This is a genomic window from Fictibacillus sp. EA-CB0309, assembly GCF_055814265.1.
Map to the genome: position 1 here is coordinate 175319 of NZ_CP169271.1, position 24162 is coordinate 199480.

Consider the following 24162-nt stretch of genomic DNA (forward strand, 5'->3'; position numbering starts at 1 on the left):
TTCGTTACAATGCTTTTTCTAATAATTTCTTTTTGGCAAAAATCATTCGGCCAGCTGATGTTTGAAGAACAGATGTTACAACAACATCGATCGTTTTCCCGACATAATCACGCCCATCTTCTACAACGATCATCGTTCCATCATCCAGATAGCCTACACCTTGATTCTGCTCTTTCCCATCTTTGATCACTTGAACAACAAGTTCTTCGCCAGGAAGTACAACTGGTTTTACCGCATTAGCCAAATCGTTGATGTTCAGTACGGCAACGTTTTGCAGTTCACATACTTTATTAAGGTTGAAGTCATTCGTTACAACGACACCGGTTAATAACTGAGCCAATTTAACAAGCTTGCTGTCAACTTCTGTTACCTCTTCAAAGTCGCCTTCATAGATTTCTACTTTCATAGAAAGCTCTTTTTGAATACGATTTAAAATATCCAGACCACGGCGTCCTCTATTACGTTTTAATACATCAGAAGAATCTGCAATATACTGCAACTCTTCTAGAACGAAACGAGGAATAATAAGAGGACCTTCTAAAAATCCAGTTTGACAGATATCCGCCACTCTTCCGTCGATAATAACGCTCGTATCAAGAATCTTATACTTGCCACGCGGTTTCTCGATCTCCGTCTCTTTCTTACGTTCTTTTCCTTGGCGGTTTAAAGAGAACAGCTGAATCAATTCATCTCTCTTTTTAAAACCAACCTGAAAACCTAGATAACCGAGTAGAAACGTAATCGCAATCGGCAGGATCGAGCTGACAACCACAATATCCATAGAGCTAAGCGGCGACTGAATTAAGAATGCCACGATCAGTCCGATAATCAATCCCATCGTTCCTGATAAAAGATCGGTCGCAGGGGCTTTTACAACCGTTTCTTCTGCCCAGCGTATTAATCCTACTACGTAATCCGACAGCCAAAATGTAGATAAAAATAGTATAAGTGCACCAATCACTGCCCCGACATATGGGGATGTTACTTGATTCGGCAAATCACCAAAGTTAAGTACACGAATGAGATCTGGTATATAAAGATAGCCTAGCATGCCCCCTATTACGATAAAAAATAGTTGAACAATTCTTTTTAGCATGCCTGATTCACCTCCCTAATCATTATTTACAAAATGACCGTATTAAAAACGTGCAAAACAGAATTTACATAAAAACTAGATATGACGATCGACAAAAAGCTGTTCTTGAATTCGTTTTAATCCTTCTTTAACTTTTCTTGCACGAATCTCACCAATACCTTCGACCTCGTCCAACTCATCGATAGAAGCACGTAAGATCTGTGGAAGGTTACTAAATGCATCTGTTAAGTTCTCAATAATAACAGCTGGCAGTCTTGGAATCTTGGCAAGGATGCGGTATCCGCGCGGATGAATCGTTTCATCTTGCATATTCATACCGGCTGAGAAGCCTAAAAGTTTCATAATTACGGATTCATCAAATAATTCTTCAGATGAGAGTTTATTCAACTGGCGAAGAATTCCGTATGGATCACTTTCCCGGTCCTTCATATAGTCTTTAATTAAAAGCAGTGCTTCTTCCTCAATGTTAGAAACGAGTTCCTCCATCTGGATTCTGATCAGCCTGCCTTCAACACCAAGTTCATTAACATATTTAATAATCTCATTTTTTATGCGTAAAACCATCTCAATTCTGTGAATAACTTGTGTAACTTCTTGGAAAGTCACCAATTCTTCAAATTCTAGGGCACCGAGATTCGTAACACTTTGATCAAACACCACTTTATATTTCTCAAGCGTTTGAATTGCCTGATTGGCTTTCGTTAAGATCACGCCGATTTCTTTTAGTGAATAGCGGATCATCCCTTGATAAAGTGTAATAACATTTCGGCGCTGAGAGATGGAAATGACAAGGTTGCCCGTCTGTCTCGCAACACGTTCTGCCGTTCTATGACGAATACCCGTTTCCGTTGATGGAATAACCGTATCCGGAATCAGCTGTGTGTTCGCATATAGAATTTTAGCCGCGTCTTCATTTAGAATGATCGCTCCATCCATCTTAGCAAGCTCGTATAATGATGCAGGCGAGTACTTGCAGTTAATGGAAAAACCACCATCAACAATTTCTTTTACTTTATCGTTATATCCAACAACGATCAGTCCGCCTGTATTTGCTCGCAAAACATTGTCAATTCCCTCCCGAAGCGGAGTCCAGGAGCAACAAGCTGTAGCATTTGGCTTATGATTGCTTCTTTAATCGCATGGTCCATAATATGCTTTACCCTCCTAACGCTGCTTGTAATGCCTCATAAACGGTAGATACACCAACAACCTTGATTCCTTTTGGAACCGTCCAGCCGCCGATATTTTTATCAGGTATAATAGCACGCGTAAAACCTAACTTTGCAGCTTCATGTACGCGCTGCTCGATACGGGAAACGCGTCGAACCTCTCCCGTCAATCCTATTTCTCCAATCATAACATCTGTAGGCTTTGTGGGTGAATCACGAAAGCTTGACGCAATGCTGATCGCAACCGCCAGATCAATCGCAGGTTCATCCAATCTAACTCCGCCTGCTACGTTCAAATAGGCATCCTGGTTCTGAAGCAGCAGCCCCACCCGCTTTTCTAAAACGGCCATAAGCAGTGAAACACGGTTATGATCGATTCCAGTAGCCATCCTTCTAGGGTTACCAAAGCTTGTAGGTGATATTAAAGCTTGAAGCTCTACAAGCATCGGGCGCGTACCTTCTAAGGAAGCTACCACCGTTGAACCCGCTGCTCCTTTTGAACGTTCTTCTAAAAGATTTCAGAAGGGTTCAGTACTTCTTCAAGCCCTTCTTCTTTCATTTCAAAAACACCGATCTCATTTGTAGAACCAAAGCGATTTTTCACTGCTCTTAAAATACGGAAAGTATGATGTCTTTCACCTTCAAAATACAGTACTGCATCCACCATATGCTCTAAAAGACGGGGTCCAGCGATATTTCCTTCTTTTGTAACATGTCCAACGATAAATACAGCAATACCCTTTGTTTTCGCCATTCGCATCAAATGTGAGGTACACTCTCGTACTTGCGAAACACTCCCTGGTGCTGATGTTACCTCAGACCGATAAACCGTTTGAATCGAGTCAATAATCATAACAGACGGCATCACATCTGCCATCGCTTGCTCAATAAGCTCTAAATCTGTTTCTGCTAAAACAAACAAATCTTTTGCGTCGATCTCGAGCCTGTCTGCTCGCAGTTTTGTTTGTTTAACAGATTCCTCACCAGATATGTAAAGAACACGTTCTCCTTTTTGAGCGAGCTGTGCTGATGTTTGCAGAAGAAGGGTAGATTTCCCGATTCCAGGATCTCCACCTACTAAAACAAGTGATCCTGGGACAATTCCTCCGCCTAATACACGGTTAAACTCTTGATAGTTAGTAGGTATGCGAGGTTCCTGCTCACTTTTCACTTCCGCGATCGACTGAGGTTTATGCTTTACTTTCGTATCTCCCCCGCCAGAACTCAAACCCCGTACAGCTTTTTCAGGACGAATTGTTTCTTCTACCATCGTATTCCATGCATGACATCCCGGACATTTCCCCATCCATTTTGGAGATTCATAACCACAATCTTGGCAAAGAAAGATTGATTTTACTTTAGCCATCTAAAAAACTCCTCTTTGAAACTTCACATACACTTAAATTTCATCTATTTACTTAGCTTATTTTTAAATTCTTTGTTGTCCTTGGATTGCTGATTTCCGCTCCAAGACCCACTTTCACATGGTGTTCAGTAAGTCTGGAGTAGCGTCTATACTTTCTAAAAGTTTTTCTAAAAAGGTAGTCGCTCTGAAGAATATTTTTTTCAAAAACTTCACTGAAAAGTTGATTGGAGCGTAAGAATGCGAGACTCCTGCGGGACAGGCGGGCAGGTGAGACACTTAAGAGTGAAACGTACAAATGTGGCTCACCGCCTGCCCCGCGGAAAGCGAGCAGCCTGGAGCGGAAATCAACTGCTTTCAAGAGCTACATTGTATCTGCATCAAAGACAACAAAATTATCTAACAATCAGAACTTATATTTTAAAAAGTTAAATGCTGAAAATATAAAGATTTATTCACTATTATCATAACATAAAACCTAACAACTACTTCCATTTAGCCTCTGCAAAAAAAGGCGAAACGCAAAGATTATTTCGACAAAAACCCGGAGGACATGACTGCCTTCCGGGTTTTTTGTAGGATATCCTCAAATATTCAGATAGTTAGACTGTTTGAACGATAAAATCGTTTTCTTCCACATCGATCTTAACGGTTTGCCCTTTGTTGATATTTCCTTTAAGTAGCTCTTCAGATAAGCGATCTTCAATCTTACGCTGAAGGGCACGGCGCAACGGACGTGCTCCGTAGTCAGGATCGTAACCTTCATCTGTAATCTTTTCAAGAGCCGCTTGCGTCAGCTCGATCTCAATCCCTTGATCACTTAAGCGTTTTTTGAGTGATTCCGCCATTAACGTCACAATTCTGAGCAAGTGCTCTTTTTCAAGAGAATGGAACACGATAATCTCATCAATACGGTTTAAGAACTCTGGACGGAATGCACGCTTTAGTTCATCCATCACTTTAGACTTCATATCGTTGTACTTTTGACCTTCGTTGTGAATCGCAAAACCTAGTGAACGGTTACGCTTAAGGGTACTCGCCCCAACATTTGAAGTCATGATGACAACTGTATTTCGGAAATCGACCGTGCGCCCCTTAGAATCAGTAAGACGACCGTCTTCTAGCACTTGCAGCAAGATGTTGAATACTTCCGGATGCGCCTTTTCGATCTCATCCAGCAAGATAACAGAGTATGGCTTTCTTCTAACTTTTTCTGTTAACTGGCCGCCTTCTTCGTGTCCAACATATCCTGGAGGTGAACCAACAAGACGAGATGTTGTATGTTTCTCCATGTACTCAGACATGTCGATACGAATAATCGCATCTTCATCGCCAAACAGCGTCTCAGCAACCGCTCTAGCAAGCTCTGTTTTACCTACACCTGTTGGTCCTAAGAAGATGAACGAGCCAATCGGACGTTTAGGATCCTTTAATCCAGCACGTGCTCTTCGGATGGCTTTTGAAATGGCAGATACCGCTTCAGTCTGGCCGATTAAGCGGTCATGCAGAATTTCTTCCATCTTGAGGAGACGTTCTGTTTCTTCTTCAGCAAGCTTTGATACAGGTACTCCGGTCCATGAAGAAACAACTTGTGCGATATCTTCCGGTGTTACTTCTGTATTTTCTTTTCCTTGCTTCTCTTTCCATACATCTTTGGTTTTTTCCAATTCTTCACGAAGACGCTGCTCAGAATCTCTGAGTGAAGCAGCTTTTTCAAACTCCTGGCTTTGAACAGCAGCATCCTTCTCTTTACGTACTTCTTCTAACTTTTGCTCCAGCTCCTTTAAGTTCGGCGGAGCTGTGTAAGAACGAAGGCGAACCTTTGATGCCGCTTCGTCAATTAAGTCAATCGCTTTATCAGGCAAGAAACGGTCTGAAATATAGCGATCAGAAAGTTGAACAGATGCCTCGATTGCCTCATCTGTAATCGTTACACGGTGATGCGCTTCATAACGATCGCGAAGTCCTTGAAGGATTTGAATGCTTTCATCCTTTGTCGGCTCATTAACCGTAATTGGCTGGAAACGACGCTCAAGCGCTGCATCCTTTTCGATATATTTTCTGTATTCATCGAGTGTTGTTGCACCAATACATTGCAGTTCACCACGAGCAAGAGCGGGCTTTAAGATGTTGGATGCATCGATCGCACCTTCTGCTCCACCTGCACCGATCAGCGTGTGTAGTTCGTCGATGAATAGAATGATGTTGCCCGCTTGGCGGATCTCATCCATTACCTTTTTCAGACGGTCTTCAAACTCACCTCTATATTTTGTACCCGCAACCACTGTTCCCATATCAAGCGTCATAACGCGCTTATCACGGAGTGTTTCTGGGACTTCATTGTTGATGATCTGCTGTGCTAACCCTTCTGCGATCGCAGTTTTACCTACACCAGGCTCCCCGATCAATACAGGGTTGTTTTTAGTACGGCGGCTTAACACCTCGATAACACGCTGAATTTCTTTTGCACGGCCAATCACAGGGTCAAGTGAACCATCACGTGCAATTGCCGTTAGATCACGAGCCAGGCTGTCTAGCGTCGGTGTGTTTGCACTAGCTGAAGATCCTCTATGACTAGAAGAAGATTCATTGCTTCCTAGAAGTTGGAGAACTTGCTGACGTGCTTTGTTCAGGCTTACACCTAAGTTGTTTAATACACGGGCTGCAACGCCTTCTCCTTCACGGATCAAGCCTAATAAAATATGTTCTGTTCCAACGTACGAATGCCCTAGTTTACGAGCTTCGTCCATGGAAAGTTCAATCACCTTTTTTGCACGAGGTGTATAATGAATCGTTTGAACAGCTTCCTGTCCACGGCCGATTAATGTTTCTACTTCTTTTTGGATTTTTTCCGGCCCTAAACCAAGGACTTGAAGAGCTTTGGCTGCAATTCCTTCGCCTTCCCGAATCAATCCAAGTAAGATGTGTTCTGTTCCCACATTGTTATGCCCTAATCGAATTGCTTCTTCTTGTGCCAACGCTAAAACTTTTTGTGCTCTCTCAGTAAAACGGCCAAACATCATACTCGTCACGCTCCTTATCGGTTTTCCAATTTTATTCTTTCTCTGATTAATGTGGCTCTTCTTATATCACGTTCTTCTGGAGTTAGAACTTCACCTGCATATTGTTGAAGAAAACCTGGTTGTGTAAGTATCATAAGTTCATTTAGAATCGTTTTTGATATGCCGGGTAATATCTCTAGATCAATGCCAAGCCGCACATCTGATAAACATTTTGCAGCTTCTTTTGATTGGATGATCCGGCAGTTCTCCAACGTTCCCAACGAACGGAATAACTTGTCTTCAAGCTGTAATTTCAATCCATCCTGCAGCTGTTTACGAGCTGCACGTTCTTGCTGGATGACCTGCGTTACAACTCCTGCGAGATCTTCCATTATATCCTCTTCAGACTTACCAAGTGTCATCTGATTTGATATTTGAAAAATGTTTCCTTGAGCTTCTGTCCCCTCACCATATATGCCTCTTACAGCTAATCCTAGCTGGTTGATCGCCGGTATGATTCGGCTCATCTTTTTTGTGAGGACCAGTGCGGGAAGATGCATCATCACGGAAGCTCTTAGGCCGGTTCCTACATTTGTCGGACAGCTTGTTAAATATCCTCGTTTTTCATCAAACGCATAATCTACATTTCTTTCAATCAAATCATCAATTTCGTTCGCCTTATGAAGCACTTCTTCTAGCTGGAAACCTGGTGCTAAACATTGAATGCGTATATGATCTTCTTCGTTCAGCATGATGCTGACTGACTCATCGTCATTCATAAGTACTGCACCATATTTCGCTTGTTCTGCTAAATTCGGGCTAATAAGATGTTTCTCAACAAGTACCCTTTTTTGAACAGGTTTTAACTTCTCCATCATCAGCATTTCCAAATTTTCTGCCTCAGCTGCATCATTTTCTTCATTCATGCAAGAAGAAATGGAAGCAATCACTTCATGAGCAGATTCTTTGTCTGCTGCGATGGGGAAAACAAACTGATGAATATTCCTTGCAAGTCGGACACGGCTTGAGAGAACAATATCTGATTCAGGTCCTTCCCTTTTCATCCAGGGACTGATTGCGTCACTGATAAATCGTTCTAAAGACATCGGTTACGAATCCCTCCCCTGTTCCAAGCGGCGTTCGATTTCTCTGATGATATCTCTCGTTTCAGCAGCTCTTTCAAATTCCTCATTTAATATATACTGCTGCAAAGCTTGCTTTAATTGCTGAAGCTGCTTTTTTCTTGAATACTGCTCCCTGCGCGTAGAGGTATCTTCCCCGCATGCAAGGTATTACCGCCATGAACCCTCTTAAAGATCGGATTAAGCTTGGATTCAAACGCCTTATAGCAGTTATCACATCCAAAACGGCCAATTTTAGCAAACTGATAATAACTCATCCCGCATTTTTCACAGCTTAACGAGGGCGGAATGAAATTGGATGATGGGGTGTTCGGAACATGTCCATCACCGTGTAAAAGACCAGAAAGCAATTGGTGAATGGAAAATGAATTCGACCCCGGCATGAATTCTCCTTTTTCTTTGGCACAATGTTCACAAATGTGAAATTCCGTTTTCTCTCCATTTATGATTTTTGTAAAATGCAATGACGCTTCACGTTCATGGCACTCTTCACAATTCATTCTGCTCCCTCCTTTTATATAGAATGAAAAAAAGGGCTATGTGGTTCGATATTTTAACGTTTTTATCATAGCTTTTAAAAGTTCTGCACGTAATTCATCTCGATGCGGAAGATTAAGCTTTAAAATGGATCGATCCATAACGCTCAGCATAAGCCTCGCTTCCCGTTCGGAAACAATCGTCTCTTCCATAAGTCTCTTTATTACATTTTCTGCGTTGCCTTGCGATATCCTTTCACCAATCAAGGTGGTTAAGTGATCAATTAGATGGGCTGAGCTTTCGGTACGGACCTTCATGATCCGAATATAGCCGCCTCCACCTCTTTTACTTTCCACTACAAACCCTTTTTCAATCGTAAATCTCGTGTTGATTACGTAGTTTATTTGAGAAGGCACGCATTGAAACCTTTCAGCAATATCCGTCCTTTTAATTTCGATGGCCGGATCATTCGAACTTGAGAGAATTTGCTTTAAGTAATTTTCAATTACATCTGAAATATTTCTCATTTCCCCTCCCCTTCTGACTTTGACTAACTTTGACTATAGCATTATTATAGCCTGCTTTTTTCCCAAAATGCAAATCTCTATCCACCATTATTGCCTCGTCCCCAGCTTCTTAACCTGTATGATTCTGTCGAAAAGATGGTGCTTTTGGTGGAGGATGATGATGAGTTCTTTTGAGGAATTTGAAGATTATTGTGGCCGCAGACAGTTGTTTCGAGTGATAAATAATGGTGGATGGGTGATCGATGGTGTCGAAAATCGGATAAACTTTTTTATATACGTAATTATGGACCTTATCTTCGTATATATTCTCCATTACCTCGTATAAAATGAAGATTACCTCGTAATTGTGTGAGATTCTGGGTTTTGAGGGAGAGATCAGGGGTGTATTTGGTTAGGTTTATAGTTGGATGATAGTTGTAAGAGCTGCTAGAGTTCTTTTGGATGAATTTTTAGAGCTTTTGCTGAAGAATATAGCGTGGTGGAAGATGGTTGTGTCCATCTTCTTCCTTTTTTATGGTTGTGAGAGGATTTTTAGGGTTGAAACAGGTCTTTGAAAAATACGAGGCGGGGTATCTCTAACCCCTAATTAAGTCTAGATGAACAAAATTCGGTCGAAATGAGAGCTAATTAAGTCGTAACGGACCTTAATTAAGTCTAAAATCATAAATAAAGGCCATTCGCTAAATCTCGACAACCCAGCTCAGCTCTAACCAAGCTCTATACCCTCCCCTTCCACATCCCAATCACCTTTAATCAGAAGTTTGGCGGATGCCAAACCACCTTTTTTCTTCCTTTTCTTTTTAAACACAAAAAAAGAAGATGGATCTGCATCCATCTTCCTCATTTGCCTAGCGACGTCCTACTCTAACAGGGGAGACCCCCAACTACCATCGGCGCTGAAGAGCTTAACTTCCGTGTTCGGTATGGGAACGGGTGTGACCTCTTCGCCATCATCACTGGACCTTGTTACTTATGTAACACTCTCAAAATCATTTATCCTGTTGGGACAAGATAAATTTTATTATATTTTAAAGCCTTTTGCAAGAGATTTTTTAATGATTTTCATCATTTTTTTATGTTCTCTCAAAACTAGATACGACGTTTCCAAACGTTATGCTTTTTAAGGATAAGCCCTCGACCGATTAGTATCTGTCAGCTCCACGTGTCACCACGCTTCCACACCAGACCTATCAACCTCATCATCTCTAAGGGGTCTTACTCACTTAACGTGATGGGAAATCTCATCTTGAGGGGGCTTCATGCTTAGATGCTTTCAGCACTTATCCCGTCCACACGTAGCTACCCAGCTATGCCCCTGGCGGAACAACTGGTACACCAGCGGTGTGTCCATCCCGGTCCTCTCGTACTAAGGACAGCTCCTCTCAAATTTCCTGCGCCCGCGACGGATAGGGACCGAACTGTCTCACGACGTTCTGAACCCAGCTCGCGTACCGCTTTAATGGGCGAACAGCCCAACCCTTGGGACCTACTTCAGCCCCAGGATGCGATGAGCCGACATCGAGGTGCCAAACCTCCCCGTCGATGTGGACTCTTGGGGGAGATAAGCCTGTTATCCCCAGGGTAGCTTTTATCCGTTGAGCGATGGCCCTTCCATGCGGAACCACCGGATCACTAAGCCCGACTTTCGTCCCTGCTCGACTTGTAGGTCTCGCAGTCAAGCTCCCTTGTGCCTTTACACTCTGCGAATGATTTCCAACCATTCTGAGGGAACCTTTGGGCGCCTCCGTTACTGTTTAGGAGGCGACCGCCCCAGTCAAACTGCCCGCCTGACACTGTCTCCGAACCGGATCACGGTTCAAGGTTAGAATTTCAATACAGCCAGGGTAGTATCCCACCGACGCCTCCACCGAAGCTGGCGCTCCGGCTTCTCAGGCTCCTACCTATCCTGTACAAGCTGTACCAAAATCCAATATCAAGCTGCAGTAAAGCTCCATGGGGTCTTTCCGTCCTGTCGCGGGTAACCTGCATCTTCACAGGTACTATAATTTCACCGGGTCTCTCGTTGAGACAGTATCCAAGTCGTTACACCTTTCGTGCGGGTCGGAACTTACCCGACAAGGAATTTCGCTACCTTAGGACCGTTATAGTTACGGCCGCCGTTTACTGGGGCTTCAATTCAGAGCTTCTCCGTAAGGATAACCCCTCCTCTTAACCTTCCAGCACCGGGCAGGTGTCAGCCCCTATACTTCACCTTGCGGTTTCGCAGAGACCTGTGTTTTTGCTAAACAGTCGCTTGGATCTATTCACTGCGGCTCTCTCGGGCGATAAACCCTATCAGAGCACCCCTTCTCCCGAAGTTACGGGGTCATTTTGCCGAGTTCCTTAACGAGAGTTCTCCCGATCATCTTAGGATTCTCTCCTCGCCTACCTGTGTCGGTTTGCGGTACGGGCACCTCTTTCCTCACTAGAGGCTTTTCTTGGCAGTGTAGGATCAGGGACTTCGGTACTAAAATTTCCCTCGCCATCACAGCTCAGCCTTCACGTTGGGCGGATTTGCCTACCCAACAGCCTAACTGCTTAGACGCACTATTCCATCAGTGCGCTCACCCTACCTTACTGCGTCCCCCCATTGTTCAAACGGAAAGGAGGTGGTACAGGAATATCAACCTGTTATCCATCGCCTACGCTTTTCAGCCTCGGCTTAGGCCCCGACTAACCCTGAGCGGACGAGCCTTCCTCAGGAAACCTTAGGCTTTCGATGGACAAGATTCTCACTTGTCTTTCGCTACTCATACCGGCATTCTCACTTCAAAGCGCTCCACCAGTCCTTCCGGTCTGACTTCGCTGCACTTCGAACGCTCCCCTACCCCTGTACCATACGGTACAAGCCATAGCTTCGGTGATACGTTTAGCCCCGTTACATTTTCGGCGCAGAGTCACTCGACCAGTGAGCTATTACGCACTCTTTAAATGGTGGCTGCTTCTAAGCCAACATCCTGGTTGTCTGGGCAACTCCACATCCTTTGCCACTTAACGTATACTTTGGGACCTTAGCTGATGGTCTGGGCTGTTTCCCTTTTGACTACGGATCTTATCACTCGCAGTCTGACTCCCGCGGATAATTCTCTGGCATTCGGAGTTTGACTGAATTCGGTAACCCTGTGGGGGCCCCTAGTCCAATCAGTGCTCTACCTCCAGGAATCTTGCCGCGAGGCTAGCCCTAAAGCTATTTCGGGGAGAACCAGCTATCTCCGTGTTCGATTGGCATTTCACCCCTACCCACACCTCATCCCCGCACTTTTCAACGTGCGTGGGTTCGGGCCTCCATTCAGTGTTACCTGAACTTCACCCTGGACATGGGTAGATCACACGGTTTCGGGTCTACGACCACGTACTATGTCGCCCTATTCAGACTCGCTTTCGCTGCGGCTCCGTCTTATCAACTTAACCTTGCACGGGATCGTAACTCGCCGGTTCATTCTACAAAAGGCACGCCGTCACCCGTTAATGGGCTCCGACTACTTGTAGGCACACGGTTTCAGGATCTATTTCACTCCCCTTCCGGGGTGCTTTTCACCTTTCCCTCACGGTACTGGTTCACTATCGGTCACTAGGGAGTATTTAGCCTTGGGAGATGGTCCTCCCGGATTCCGACGGGGTTTCACGTGTCCCGCCGTACTCAGGATCCACTCAGGAGAGAACGAAGTTTCAGCTACAGGGCTGTTACCTTCTTTGGCTGGCCTTTCCAGACCGCTTCACCTACTTCGTTCCTTTGTAACTCCATGTAGAGTGTCCTACAACCCCAGAGGGCAAGCCCTCTGGTTTGGGCTGATTCCGTTTCGCTCGCCGCTACTCAGGAAATCGCATTTGCTTTCTCTTCCTCCGGGTACTTAGATGTTTCAGTTCCCCGGGTCTGCCTTCTCATACCCTATGTATTCAGATATGGATACCATCCCATTACGGATGGTGGGTTCCCCCATTCGGAAATCCCCGGATCAATGCTTACTTACAGCTCCCCGAGGCATATCGGTGTTCGTCCCGTCCTTCTTCGGCTCCTAGTGCCAAGGCATCCACCGTGCGCCCTTTCTAGCTTAACCTTATATGATGTTTACACATCAAAGATTCTTGCTTGGCGCAGATAAATATCTATCTGCCTTGCATATTGTTTGGATGTCGATATCTAGTTTTCAAAGAACACAATTTAAAAATGCATCATCGTAAGATGTGCAATGGTGGAGCTTAGCGGGATCGAACCGCTGACCTCCTGCGTGCAAGGCAGGCGCTCTCCCAGCTGAGCTAAAGCCCCATAATGGGAATTAAATTATGAAAATGGTGGGCCTAAATGGACTCGAACCATCGACCTCACGCTTATCAGGCGTGCGCTCTAACCAGCTGAGCTATAGGCCCCTAAAGGAAGTTAAGTTCCTTCAAAACTGAACAAAAGAAGAATAGGTGTACTTACGAAACAGTCGAAGCTGTTTCATAATCTCCATAGAAAGGAGGTGATCCAGCCGCACCTTCCGATACGGCTACCTTGTTACGACTTCACCCCAATCATCTGTCCCACCTTCGGCGGCTGGCTCCCAAAAGGGTTACCCCACCGACTTCGGGTGTTACAAACTCTCGTGGTGTGACGGGCGGTGTGTACAAGGCCCGGGAACGTATTCACCGCGGCATGCTGATCCGCGATTACTAGCAATTCCGGCTTCATGTAGGCGAGTTGCAGCCTACAATCCGAACTGAGAATGACTTTTTGGGATTGGCTTGGCCTCGCGGCTTTGCAACCCTTTGTATCATCCATTGTAGCACGTGTGTAGCCCAGGTCATAAGGGGCATGATGATTTGACGTCATCCCCACCTTCCTCCGGTTTGTCACCGGCAGTCACCTTAGAGTGCCCAACTGAATGCTGGCAACTAAGGTCAAGGGTTGCGCTCGTTGCGGGACTTAACCCAACATCTCACGACACGAGCTGACGACAACCATGCACCACCTGTCACTTTGTCCCCCGAAGGGGAAAGCTCTATCTCTAGAGTGGTCAAAGGATGTCAAGACCTGGTAAGGTTCTTCGCGTTGCTTCGAATTAAACCACATGCTCCACTGCTTGTGCGGGCCCCCGTCAATTCCTTTGAGTTTCAACCTTGCGGTCGTACTCCCCAGGCGGAGTGCTTAATGTGTTAACTTCAGCACTGAGGGTGGAACCCCCCAACACCTAGCACTCATCGTTTACGGCGTGGACTACCAGGGTATCTAATCCTGTTTGCTCCCCACGCTTTCGCGCCTCAGCGTCAGTTACAGGCCAAAAAGCCGCCTTCGCCACTGGTGTTCCTCCACATCTCTACGCATTTCACCGCTACACGTGGAATTCCACTTTTCTCTCCTGCACTCAAGTCTCCCAGTTTCCAATGACCCTCCACGGTTGAGCCGTGGGCTTTCACATCAGACTTAAGAGACCGCCTGCGCGCGCTTTACGCCCAATAATTCCGGATAACGCTTGCCACCTACGTATTACCGCGGCTGCTGGCACGTAGTTAGCCGTGGCTTTCTGGTTAGGTACCGTCAAGGTACGAGCAGTTACTCTCGTACTTGTTCTTCTCTAACAACAGAGCTTTACGACCCGAAGGCCTTCATCGCTCACGCGGCGTTGCTCGGTCAGGCTTTCGCCCATTGCCGAAGATTCCCTACTGCTGCCTCCCGTAGGAGTCTGGGCCGTGTCTCAGTCCCAGTGTGGCCGATCACCCTCTCAGGTCGGCTACGCATCGTCGCCTTGGTGAGCCGTTACCTCACCAACTAGCTAATGCGCCGCGGGCTCATCTGTAAGTGTCAGCCGAAACCGACTTTCAAAAAGAAACATGCGTTTCTTCTTATTATCCGGTATTAGCCCCGGTTTCCCGGAGTTATCCCCGTCTTACAGGCAGATTACCCACGTGTTACTCACCCGTCCGCCGCTAAATCAGAGGAGCAAGCTCCTCTTCATTCGCTCGACTTGCATGTATTAGGCACGCCGCCAGCGTTCATCCTGAGCCAGGATCAAACTCTCCATAAAAGTGTTTGTCTTGCTCGATTTTAAAACTGACGGAATTAATTTAATTCCTTACCTATTTCTTTTGTTCAGTTTTCAAAGAACTTTTTTGCAATAAAAAAGAAAATGTCAGAAACATTTTCTGAAAAATGGTGGAGCTTAGCGGGATCGAACCGCTGACCTCCTGCGTGCAAGGCAGGCGCTCTCCCAGCTGAGCTAAAGCCCCAAATAACATATTTGTTATAATGGTCGGGAAGACAGGATTTGAACCTGCGACCCCCTGGTCCCAAACCAGGTGCTCTACCAAGCTGAGCCACTTCCCGTAAAACATGGCGCGCCCTGAGAGATTCGAACTCCCGACCTTTTGATTCGTAGTCAAACACTCTATCCAGCTGAGCTAAGGGCGCATGTATGTGGTGCCGAGGACCGGAATCGAACCGGTACGGTAGTCACCTACCGCAGGATTTTAAGTCCTGTGCGTCTGCCAGTTCCGCCACCCCGGCACATACAATAACTTTGGAGCGGAAGACGGGATTCGAACCCGCGACCCCAACCTTGGCAAGGTTGTATTCTACCACTGAACTACTTCCGCAAACATATTTTGTTTTCAAAAAGGAAATTGGTGCGGGTGAAGGGACTCGAACCCCCACGTCAAAGACACTAGATCCTAAGTCTAGCGCGTCTGCCAATTCCGCCACACCCGCGTGTATAAATGGTGAGCCATGAAGGACTCGAACCTTCGACCCTCTGATTAAAAGTCAGATGCTCTACCGACTGAGCTAATGGCTCGTGCAAAATGGTGCCGGCTAGAGGACTTGAACCCCCAACCTACTGATTACAAGTCAGTTGCTCTACCAATTGAGCTAAACCGGCAAGTAAAGAATAAATGGTGGAGGATGACGGGTTCGAACCGCCGACCCCTGCTTGTAAGGCAGGTGCTCTCCCAGCTGAGCTAATCCTCCATTTTATATCTAGCCTAGCGACGTCCTACTCTAACAGGGGAGACCCCCAACTACCATCGGCGCTGAAGAGCTTAACTTCCGTGTTCGGTATGGGAACGGGTGTGACCTCTTCGCCATCATCACTAGACCAGATTAGCGAGTTATTTTTTATCTCGACAAGATAAAATTATACTCTATGTAATTCATAAATGCAAGAGATTTTTTAATGATTTTCATCATTTTTTTTATGTTCTCTCAAAACTAGATACGACGTTTCCAAACGTTTATGCATTTTAAGGATAAGCCCTCGACCGATTAGTATCTGTCAGCTCCACGTGTCACCACGCTTCCACACCAGACCTATCAACCTCATCATCTCTAAGGGGTCTTACTCACTTAACGTGATGGGAAATCTCATCTTGAGGGGGCTTCATGCTTAGATGCTTTCAGCACTTATCCCGTCCACACGTAGCTACCCAGCTATGCCCCTGGCGGAACAACTGGTACACCAGCGGTGTGTCCATCCCGGTCCTCTCGTACTAAGGACAGCTCCTCTCAAATTTCCTGCGCCCGCGACGGATAGGGACCGAACTGTCTCACGACGTTCTGAACCCAGCTCGCGTACCGCTTTAATGGGCGAACAGCCCAACCCTTGGGACCTACTTCAGCCCCAGGATGCGATGAGCCGACATCGAGGTGCCAAACCTCCCCGTCGATGTGGACTCTTGGGGAGATAAGCCTGTTATCCCCAGGGTAGCTTTTATCCGTTGAGCGATGGCCCTTCCATGCGGAACCACCGGATCACTAAGCCCGACTTTCGTCCCTGCTCGACTTGTAGGTCTCGCAGTCAAGCTCCCTTGTGCCTTTACACTCTGCGAATGATTTCCAACCATTCTGAGGGAACCTTTGGGCGCCTCCGTTACTGTTTAGGAGGCGACCGCCCCAGTCAAACTGCCCGCCTGACACTGTCTCCGAACCGGATCACGGTTCAAGGTTAGAATTTCAATACAGCCAGGGTAGTATCCCACCGACGCCTCCACCGAAGCTGGCGCTCCGGCTTCTCAGGCTCCTACCTATCCTGTACAAGCTGTACCAAAATCCAATATCAAGCTGCAGTAAAGCTCCATGGGGTCTTTCCGTCCTGTCGCGGGTAACCTGCATCTTCACAGGTACTATAATTTCACCGGGTCTCTCGTTGAGACAGTATCCAAGTCGTTACACCTTTCGTGCGGGTCGGAACTTACCCGACAAGGAATTTCGCTACCTTAGGACCGTTATAGTTACGGCCGCCGTTTACTGGGGCTTCAATTCAGAGCTTCTCCGTAAGGATAACCCCTCCTCTTAACCTTCCAGCACCGGGCAGGTGTCAGCCCCTATACTTCACCTTGCGGTTTCGCAGAGACCTGTGTTTTTGCTAAACAGTCGCTTGGATCTATTCACTGCGGCTCTCTCGGGCGATAAACCCTATCAGAGCACCCCTTCTCCCGAAGTTACGGGGTCATTTTGCCGAGTTCCTTAACGAGAGTTCTCCCGATCATCTTAGGATTCTCTCCTCGCCTACCTGTGTCGGTTTGCGGTACGGGCACCTCTTTCCTCACTAGAGGCTTTTCTTGGCAGTGTAGGATCAGGGACTTCGGTACTAAAATTTCCCTCGCCATCACAGCTCAGCCTTCACGTTGGGCGGATTTGCCTACCCAACAGCCTAACTGCTTAGACGCACTATTCCATCAGTGCGCTCACCCTACCTTACTGCGTCCCCCATTGTTCAAACGGAAAGGAGGTGGTACAGGAATATCAACCTGTTATCCATCGCCTACGCTTTTCAGCCTCGGCTTAGGCCCCGACTAACCCTGAGCGGACGAGCCTTCCTCAGGAAACCTTAGGCTTTCGATGGACAAGATTCTCACTTGTCTTTCGCTACTCATACCGGCATTCTCACTTCAAAGCGCTCCACCAGTCCTTCCGGTCTGACTTCGCTGCACTTCGAACGCTCCCCTACCCCTGTACCATACGGTACAAGCCATAGCTTCGGTGATACGTTTAGCCCCGTTACATTTTCGGCGCAGAGTCACTCGACCAGTGAGCTATTACGCACTCTTTAAATGGTGGCTGCTTCTAAGCCAACATCCTGGTTGTCTGGGCAACTCCACATCCTTTGCCACTTAACGTATACTTTGGGACCTTAGCTGATGGTCTGGGCTGTTTCCCTTTTGACTACGGATCTTATCACTCGCAGTCTGACTCCCGCGGATAATTCTCTGGCATTCGGAGTTTGACTGAATTCGGTAACCCTGTGGGGGCCCCTAGTCCAATCAGTGCTCTACCTCCAGGAATCTTGCCGCGAGGCTAGCCCTAAAGCTATTTCGGGGAGAACCAGCTATCTCCGTGTTCGATTGGCATTTCACCCCTACCCACACCTCATCCCCGCACTTTTCAACGTGCGTGGGTTCGGGCCTCCATTCAGTGTTACCTGAACTTCACCCTGGACATGGGTAGATCACACGGTTTCGGGTCTACGACCACGTACTATGTCGCCCTATTCAGACTCGCTTTCGCTGCGGCTCCGTCTTATCAACTTAACCTTGCACGGGATCGTAACTCGCCGGTTCATTCTACAAAAGGCACGCCGTCACCCGTTAATGGGCTCCGACTACTTGTAGGCACACGGTTTCAGGATCTATTTCACTCCCCTTCCGGGGTGCTTTTCACCTTTCCCTCACGGTACTGGTTCACTATCGGTCACTAGGGAGTATTTAGCCTTGGGAGATGGTCCTCCCGGATTCCGACGGGGTTTCACGTGTCCCGCCGTACTCAGGATCCACTCAGGAGAGAACGAAGTTTCAGCTACAGGGCTGTTACCTTCTTTGGCTGGCCTTTCCAGACCGCTTCACCTACTTCGTTCCTTTGTAACTCCATGTAGAGTGTCCTACAACCCCAGAGGGCAAGCCCTCTGGTTTGGGCTGATTCCGTTTCGCTCGCCGCTACTCAGGAAATCGCATTTGCTTTCTCTTCCTCCGGGTACTTAGATGTTTCAGTTCCCCGGGTCTGCCTTCTCATACCCTATGTATTCAGATATGGATACCATCCCATTACGGATGGTGGGTTCCCCCATTCGGAAATCCCCGGATCAATGCTTACTTACAGCTCCCCGAGGCATATCGGTGTTCGTCCCGTCCTTCTTCGGCTCCTAGTGCCAAGGCATCCACCGTGCGCCCTTTCTAGCTTAACCTTATATGATGTTTGCACATCAAAGATTCTTGCTTGGCGCAGATTGTTAAATCTGCCTTGCATATTGTTTGGATGTCGATATCTAGTTTTCAAAGAACATCTTGAAAGAACATAAGTTCCTTCAAAACTGAACAAAAGAAGAATAGGTGTACTTACGAAACAGTCGAAGCTGTTTCATAATCTCCATAGAAAGGAGGTGATCCAGCCGCACCTTCCGATACGGCTACCTTGTTACGACTTCACCCCAATCATCTGTCCCACCTTCGGCGGCTGGCTCCCAAAGGGTTACCCCACCGACTTCGGGTGTTACAAACTCTCGTGGTGTGACGGGCGGTGTGTACAAGGCCCGGGAACGTATTCACCGCGGCATGCTGATCCGCGATTACTAGCAATTCCGGCTTCATGTAGGCGAGTTGCAGCCTACAATCCGAACTGAGAATGACTTTTTGGGATTGGCTTGGCCTCGCGGCTTTGCAACCCTTTGTATCATCCATTGTAGCACGTGTGTAGCCCAGGTCATAAGGGGCATGATGATTTGACGTCATCCCCACCTTCCTCCGGTTTGTCACCGGCAGTCACCTTAGAGTGCCCAACTGAATGCTGGCAACTAAGGTCAAGGGTTGCGCTCGTTGCGGGACTTAACCCAACATCTCACGACACGAGCTGACGACAACCATGCACCACCTGTCACTTTGTCCCCCGAAGGGGAAAGCTCTATCTCTAGAGTGGTCAAAGGATGTCAAGACCTGGTAAGGTTCTTCGCGTTGCTTCGAATTAAACCACATGCTCCACTGCTTGTGCGGGCCCCCGTCAATTCCTTTGAGTTTCAACCTTGCGGTCGTACTCCCCAGGCGGAGTGCTTAATGTGTTAACTTCAGCACTGAGGGTGGAACCCCCCAACACCTAGCACTCATCGTTTACGGCGTGGACTACCAGGGTATCTAATCCTGTTTGCTCCCCACGCTTTCGCGCCTCAGCGTCAGTTACAGGCCAAAAAGCCGCCTTCGCCACTGGTGTTCCTCCACATCTCTACGCATTTCACCGCTACACGTGGAATTCCACTTTTCTCTCCTGCACTCAAGTCTCCCAGTTTCCAATGACCCTCCACGGTTGAGCCGTGGGCTTTCACATCAGACTTAAGAGACCGCCTGCGCGCGCTTTACGCCCAATAATTCCGGATAACGCTTGCCACCTACGTATTACCGCGGCTGCTGGCACGTAGTTAGCCGTGGCTTTCTGGTTAGGTACCGTCAAGGTGCGAGCAGTTACTCTCGTACTTGTTCTTCTCTAACAACAGAGCTTTACGACCCGAAGGCCTTCATCGCTCACGCGGCGTTGCTCGGTCAGGCTTTCGCCCATTGCCGAAGATTCCCTACTGCTGCCTCCCGTAGGAGTCTGGGCCGTGTCTCAGTCCCAGTGTGGCCGATCACCCTCTCAGGTCGGCTACGCATCGTCGCCTTGGTGAGCCGTTACCTCACCAACTAGCTAATGCGCCGCGGGCTCATCTGTAAGTGTCAGCCGAAACCGACTTTCAAAAAAGAAACATGCGTTTCTTCTTATTATCCGGTATTAGCCCCGGTTTCCCGGAGTTATCCCCGTCTTACAGGCAGATTACCCACGTGTTACTCACCCGTCCGCCGCTAAATCAGAGGAGCAAGCTCCTCTTCATTCGCTCGACTTGCATGTATTAGGCACGCCGCCAGCGTTCATCCTGAGCCAGGATCAAACTCTCCATAAAAGTGTTTGTCTTGCTCGATTTTAAAACTGACGGAATTAATTTAATTCCTTACCTATTTCTTTTGTTCAGTTTTCAAAGAACTTTTTGTTTCGTGTTTTTCGTGTGCCGCTCGTTTTGGCGACTTTATTAGGTTACCATGTCGCAACCCTCATTGTCAACAGCTTTTTTCAAAAACTTTTAATCGTTTAAGTGAAGCTTTCAACATGTCAGTATTCCTTGCGACGAAGAATAATATACCACCATTTTCGCTCTTGTACAATAGTTTTAGCGAAAAAAAGATAACTTTTATTTACGCCCTTATACAGACCCTACGCCTTCTACTAGATAAGCCTATGAATGCGCTGCAGCCATACAAGATATAGTGAAATGATATTTCATCAAATACACCTTCATTATATTTCTCATTTTCTAAAATCTTATACTCAAAACGCCAGACAAAACAAAAAGCCAGCACAGTGCTGGCTTTTCGTGGATTAATTACTTCTCTAAATGACGCATTTGCGGGAATAACAGTACATCGCGGATAGAAGGTGAGTTTGTTAACAGCATAACAAGACGATCGATCCCGATCCCTAGTCCACCTGTAGGAGGCATTCCATACTCAAGTGCCTCTACAAAGTCTTCATCCATCATGTGTGCTTCGTCATTTCCTTCAGCACGTTCTTTTAACTGCTCTTCAAAACGTTCACGTTGATCGATCGGGTCATTAAGCTCTGAGAATGCATTTGCATGCTCACGGCCAACGATAAATAACTCAAAACGATCTGTGAAGCGTGGATCTTCTGGATTCTTTTTCGCTAGAGGTGAGATTGCTACTGGGTGACCGTACACGAATGTAGGCTGAATCAGTTTTTCCTCAACAAAGTGCTCGAAGAATTCATTTACTACATGACCATAAGACATGTTGTCTTTTACAGGCACGTTATGTTCTTTTGCTAAAGCGCGTGCTTCTTCGTCTGTCATTTCTGGCCAGAAGTCTACACCAGCTGCTTCTTTGATCGCATCAACCATGTGTACTCTTTTCCAACGCGGTTTAAGATCTACTTCATAGTCGCCATACGCTACAGTTGTTGTACCTAGAACATCTTCTGCAATGTGAGCGATCAAGTTCTCAGTCAATTCCATGATATCCAGGTAATCTGCATATGCTTCATACAACTCGATCATTGTAAACTCAGGATTATGACGAGTCGATACTCCTTCGTTACGGAATACACGGCCGATTTCATAAACTTTTTCAAGTCCGCCTACGATAAGACGCTTTAAGTGAAGCTCGATTGCGATACGCATGTAAAGCTCCATATCTAGCGCATTATGGTGTGTGATGAACGGACGTGCCGATGCTCCACCTGGAATTGAGTGCATGGTAGGCGTTTCTACTTCTAAATAACCATTGTCATCTAAATAGCGACGCATAGATCGAATGATCTTAGAACGAGAGATAAACGTATCCTTAACTTCAGGATTCATAATTAGATCCACATAACGTTGGCGATAACGCTGTTCAACGTCTTTTAAACCATGGAACTTATCAGGAAGTGGGCGTAAGGATTTTGTAAGCAGCTGAAAATCTTTCGCTTTAATCGAAAGTTCTCCTACTTTCGTTTTGAAAACTAAACCTGTTACACCTACCCAGTCACCGATATCAATGGTATTGAATAGTTCGTATTGTTCTTCACCGACTGCATCTAATCTTACATAGATCTGGATTTTACCTGTTAGATCTTGGATATGAGCGAATCCTGCTTTACCTTTTCCGCGCTTAGTCATAATACGACCAGCAAGGGTTACTGAGATTTCTTCGCTATCAAGATCCTCTTTTTCTTTTTCTCCGTATTCAGATACAAGATCGTTTGCTGTGTGTGTACGGTTAAACTTTGTACCGAAAGGGTCTACTCCTTTTTCTGTTAGAGCAGCTAACTTTTCTCTTCGTACGCGCAGCAAATCATTTAATTCTACTTCTTGACTCATGGGAACACTCCTAGCTTTAGCAGTTTTGAATATCAATTATGGTATAAGTTAAGTTCTCGCCTAAAGGAACAACAACAGTAAATGTTGAGTGAATCGCTTTCCCTATTGCGGCTTGCGCAATAGGAGCCTCTGCAGATATCATATTTTCACGAGGATCTGCTTCGAAAGGATGTACGATTGTGTACGTATACCTTTCCTTATAAACAGTGTCCTCTATTGTAAGGATAGAGCCATGTTCTACAAAGTCTCCCGCTTCTCTTACAATCGGCCATGTGATGGATTGAGCTAAAATATCCGTAATCTCGGCCATACGTGATTGCAGGAATTCTTTTTCTAGAGATTGCCTGCATTCCTTTTTGCGTTTTGATAGGTATTGTAATTCTTTTTCTAAAGTCCTGGTGCCTTCTTGGGTGAGTTTAAGCATAGCCATAAGCTATTTCCCCTCAATATTTTATAAAAGAAAACACCAGATGCAGTTCTGTTTCTTAAGCAAACAACAGCCAGTCATCTGATGATCTGGCTGTATGTTGCTAGCATTAGCTGATTTTTTGCATTTCTTCTATTTGATCGACATAACCAAACAATAGCTTACTCATACCATCACGAGTAGTCATCTGGTTGATCTCGTTTCGGACAGAACCTGTTTTCGGAAGGCCTTTTAGGTACCATGCTGCGTGTTTTCTCATTTCTCTTGCAGCTACATCCTCACCTTTTAGTTCGATCAGACGGTCCATATGAAGCATGCAGATGTTCATCTTTTCGCGAGCAGTTGGTTCTGGAGCGATTTCTCCATTTTGAAGGTATTGTACCGTACGATAAAGCATCCAAGGGTTACCAAGAGCCGCTCTTCCGATCATAACTCCGTCTACTCCATATTTCTCGAGGCGTTCTTTCGCTTCTTGAGGTGTAGAGATATCACCGTTACCGATAACCGGAATCGATACGTTCTTCTTAACTTCACCGATGATATCCCAGTCTGCTGTTCCTTCGTACATTTGAACACGTGTACGCCCGTGAACAGCAACCGCTGCACCACCAGCACGTTCAACTGCTTGAGCGTTCTTCACAGCAAAAATGTGGTCTTCATCCCATCCAATCCGCATTTTAACAGTTACCGGCTTTTGCACGGCATCAACAGTCGCAGCTACCATCTCATAGATCTTGTCTGGGTCTAAAAGCCATTTTGCTCCTGCATCACATTTTGTGATCTTTGGAACGGGGCATCCCATATTTATATCAATAATGTCTGCGTTTGTATGCTTATCAACGTATTTAGCTGCAGCAACTAGAGATTCACGTTCTCCACCAAAGATCTGCAGACTAAGCGGCTTTTCGCGTTCATCAACATAAAGCATCTTAAGTGACCTTTCGTTTTCATACAGAATTCCTTTGTCACTTACCATCTCTGCGCATACAAGTCCAGCTCCGAACTCTTTTGCGATCAAACGGAATGCAGGGTTACATACACCAGCCATTGGCGCTAGAACCACTGGGTTTTTCAACGTAATGTCACCGATTTTTAACATC

Annotated in this window: 9 protein-coding genes, 11 tRNA genes, 6 rRNA genes and 3 pseudogenes; 1 reads left to right on the forward strand and 28 read right to left on the reverse strand. The window is 46.2% G+C overall.

Annotation, left to right across the window (positions count from 1 at the left end; genetic code table 11):
• Window positions 1-4 precede the first annotated feature (4 nt).
• The 3 genes and pseudogenes from ACEWFH_RS01180 to radA form a co-directional block, all read right to left on the reverse strand.
• Window positions 5-1096: a PIN/TRAM domain-containing protein gene (locus ACEWFH_RS01180; RefSeq protein WP_473725819.1), complete on the reverse strand. Its 1092-nt coding sequence runs from the start codon at window positions 1094-1096 to the stop codon at window positions 5-7.
• A 75-nt stretch (window positions 1097-1171) separates the two neighbouring features.
• A pseudogene (gene disA, locus ACEWFH_RS01185) lies at window positions 1172-2244 on the reverse strand (DNA integrity scanning diadenylate cyclase DisA).
• Window positions 2245-2252: 8 nt separating this feature from the next.
• Window positions 2253-3631 (reverse strand): annotated as a pseudogene (gene radA / locus ACEWFH_RS01190) (DNA repair protein RadA).
• A gap of 237 nt (window positions 3632-3868) precedes the next feature.
• Between radA and ACEWFH_RS01195 the strand changes: the two are divergent.
• Complete coding sequence (locus tag ACEWFH_RS01195; RefSeq protein ID WP_473725820.1) at window positions 3869-4060, forward strand: hypothetical protein; 192 nt, start codon at window positions 3869-3871, stop codon at window positions 4058-4060.
• Window positions 4061-4230: 170 nt separating this feature from the next.
• Here the strand turns inward: ACEWFH_RS01195 and clpC are convergent, their stop codons facing one another.
• The 25 genes and pseudogenes from clpC to dusB all read right to left on the reverse strand — a co-directional run bounded on the left by clpC (window position 4231) and on the right by dusB (window position 24161).
• Window positions 4231-6651: an ATP-dependent protease ATP-binding subunit ClpC gene (gene clpC / locus ACEWFH_RS01200; RefSeq protein ID WP_473725821.1), complete on the reverse strand. Its 2421-nt coding sequence runs from the start codon at window positions 6649-6651 to the stop codon at window positions 4231-4233.
• A 14-nt stretch (window positions 6652-6665) separates the two neighbouring features.
• A complete protein-coding gene (locus ACEWFH_RS01205; protein ID WP_473725822.1) occupies window positions 6666-7736 on the reverse strand; it encodes a protein arginine kinase in 1071 nt (356 codons plus the stop codon).
• 3 nt (window positions 7737-7739) lie between these two features.
• Window positions 7740-8272: pseudogene (locus ACEWFH_RS01210) on the reverse strand (UvrB/UvrC motif-containing protein).
• 36 nt (window positions 8273-8308) lie between these two features.
• On the reverse strand, window positions 8309-8776 hold the full coding sequence (locus tag ACEWFH_RS01215; RefSeq protein ID WP_066238057.1) for a CtsR family transcriptional regulator: 468 nt from the start codon (window positions 8774-8776) through the stop codon (window positions 8309-8311).
• Between the two features lie 706 nt (window positions 8777-9482).
• On the reverse strand, window positions 9483-9620 hold the full coding sequence (locus ACEWFH_RS01220) for a hypothetical protein (protein ID WP_473725823.1): 138 nt from the start codon (window positions 9618-9620) through the stop codon (window positions 9483-9485).
• 2 nt (window positions 9621-9622) lie between these two features.
• Window positions 9623-9737 (reverse strand): 5S ribosomal RNA (gene rrf, locus ACEWFH_RS01225).
• A gap of 161 nt (window positions 9738-9898) precedes the next feature.
• A 23S ribosomal RNA gene (locus ACEWFH_RS01230) occupies window positions 9899-12834 on the reverse strand.
• A gap of 133 nt (window positions 12835-12967) precedes the next feature.
• A tRNA-Ala gene (locus ACEWFH_RS01235) sits at window positions 12968-13043 on the reverse strand.
• 24 nt (window positions 13044-13067) lie between these two features.
• A tRNA-Ile gene (locus ACEWFH_RS01240) sits at window positions 13068-13144 on the reverse strand.
• Window positions 13145-13232: 88 nt separating this feature from the next.
• Window positions 13233-14781 (reverse strand): 16S ribosomal RNA (locus tag ACEWFH_RS01245).
• Window positions 14782-14907: 126 nt separating this feature from the next.
• Window positions 14908-14983: transfer RNA gene (locus ACEWFH_RS01250), tRNA-Ala, on the reverse strand.
• A 20-nt stretch (window positions 14984-15003) separates the two neighbouring features.
• Window positions 15004-15080 (reverse strand) — tRNA-Pro (locus ACEWFH_RS01255).
• Window positions 15081-15087: 7 nt separating this feature from the next.
• Window positions 15088-15164: transfer RNA gene (locus ACEWFH_RS01260), tRNA-Arg, on the reverse strand.
• A 7-nt stretch (window positions 15165-15171) separates the two neighbouring features.
• Window positions 15172-15260 (reverse strand) — tRNA-Leu (locus ACEWFH_RS01265).
• A gap of 14 nt (window positions 15261-15274) precedes the next feature.
• Window positions 15275-15349, reverse strand: a tRNA-Gly gene (locus tag ACEWFH_RS01270).
• A gap of 28 nt (window positions 15350-15377) precedes the next feature.
• Window positions 15378-15461: transfer RNA gene (locus ACEWFH_RS01275), tRNA-Leu, on the reverse strand.
• A 9-nt stretch (window positions 15462-15470) separates the two neighbouring features.
• Window positions 15471-15546, reverse strand: a tRNA-Lys gene (locus ACEWFH_RS01280).
• Between the two features lie 8 nt (window positions 15547-15554).
• Window positions 15555-15630: transfer RNA gene (locus tag ACEWFH_RS01285), tRNA-Thr, on the reverse strand.
• A 14-nt stretch (window positions 15631-15644) separates the two neighbouring features.
• A tRNA-Val gene (locus ACEWFH_RS01290) sits at window positions 15645-15719 on the reverse strand.
• Window positions 15720-15731: 12 nt separating this feature from the next.
• Window positions 15732-15846, reverse strand: a 5S ribosomal RNA gene (gene rrf / locus ACEWFH_RS01295).
• A gap of 147 nt (window positions 15847-15993) precedes the next feature.
• A 23S ribosomal RNA gene (locus ACEWFH_RS01300) occupies window positions 15994-18927 on the reverse strand.
• A 188-nt stretch (window positions 18928-19115) separates the two neighbouring features.
• A 16S ribosomal RNA gene (locus tag ACEWFH_RS01305) occupies window positions 19116-20664 on the reverse strand.
• Together the 16S, 23S and 5S rRNA genes with 11 tRNA genes alongside form the textbook arrangement of a ribosomal RNA operon.
• Window positions 20665-21141: 477 nt before the next feature.
• Window positions 21142-22635 carry a lysine--tRNA ligase gene (gene lysS, locus ACEWFH_RS01310; protein WP_473725824.1) on the reverse strand — a complete coding sequence of 498 codons (1494 nt, stop codon included), beginning with the start codon at window positions 22633-22635 and terminating at the stop codon, window positions 21142-21144.
• Between the two features lie 16 nt (window positions 22636-22651).
• Complete coding sequence (locus ACEWFH_RS01315) at window positions 22652-23065, reverse strand: GreA/GreB family elongation factor (RefSeq protein ID WP_473725825.1); 414 nt, start codon at window positions 23063-23065, stop codon at window positions 22652-22654.
• 106 nt (window positions 23066-23171) lie between these two features.
• Complete coding sequence (dusB, locus tag ACEWFH_RS01320; RefSeq protein WP_473725826.1) at window positions 23172-24161, reverse strand: tRNA dihydrouridine synthase DusB; 990 nt, start codon at window positions 24159-24161, stop codon at window positions 23172-23174.
• Window position 24162: the final 1 nt, after the last annotated feature.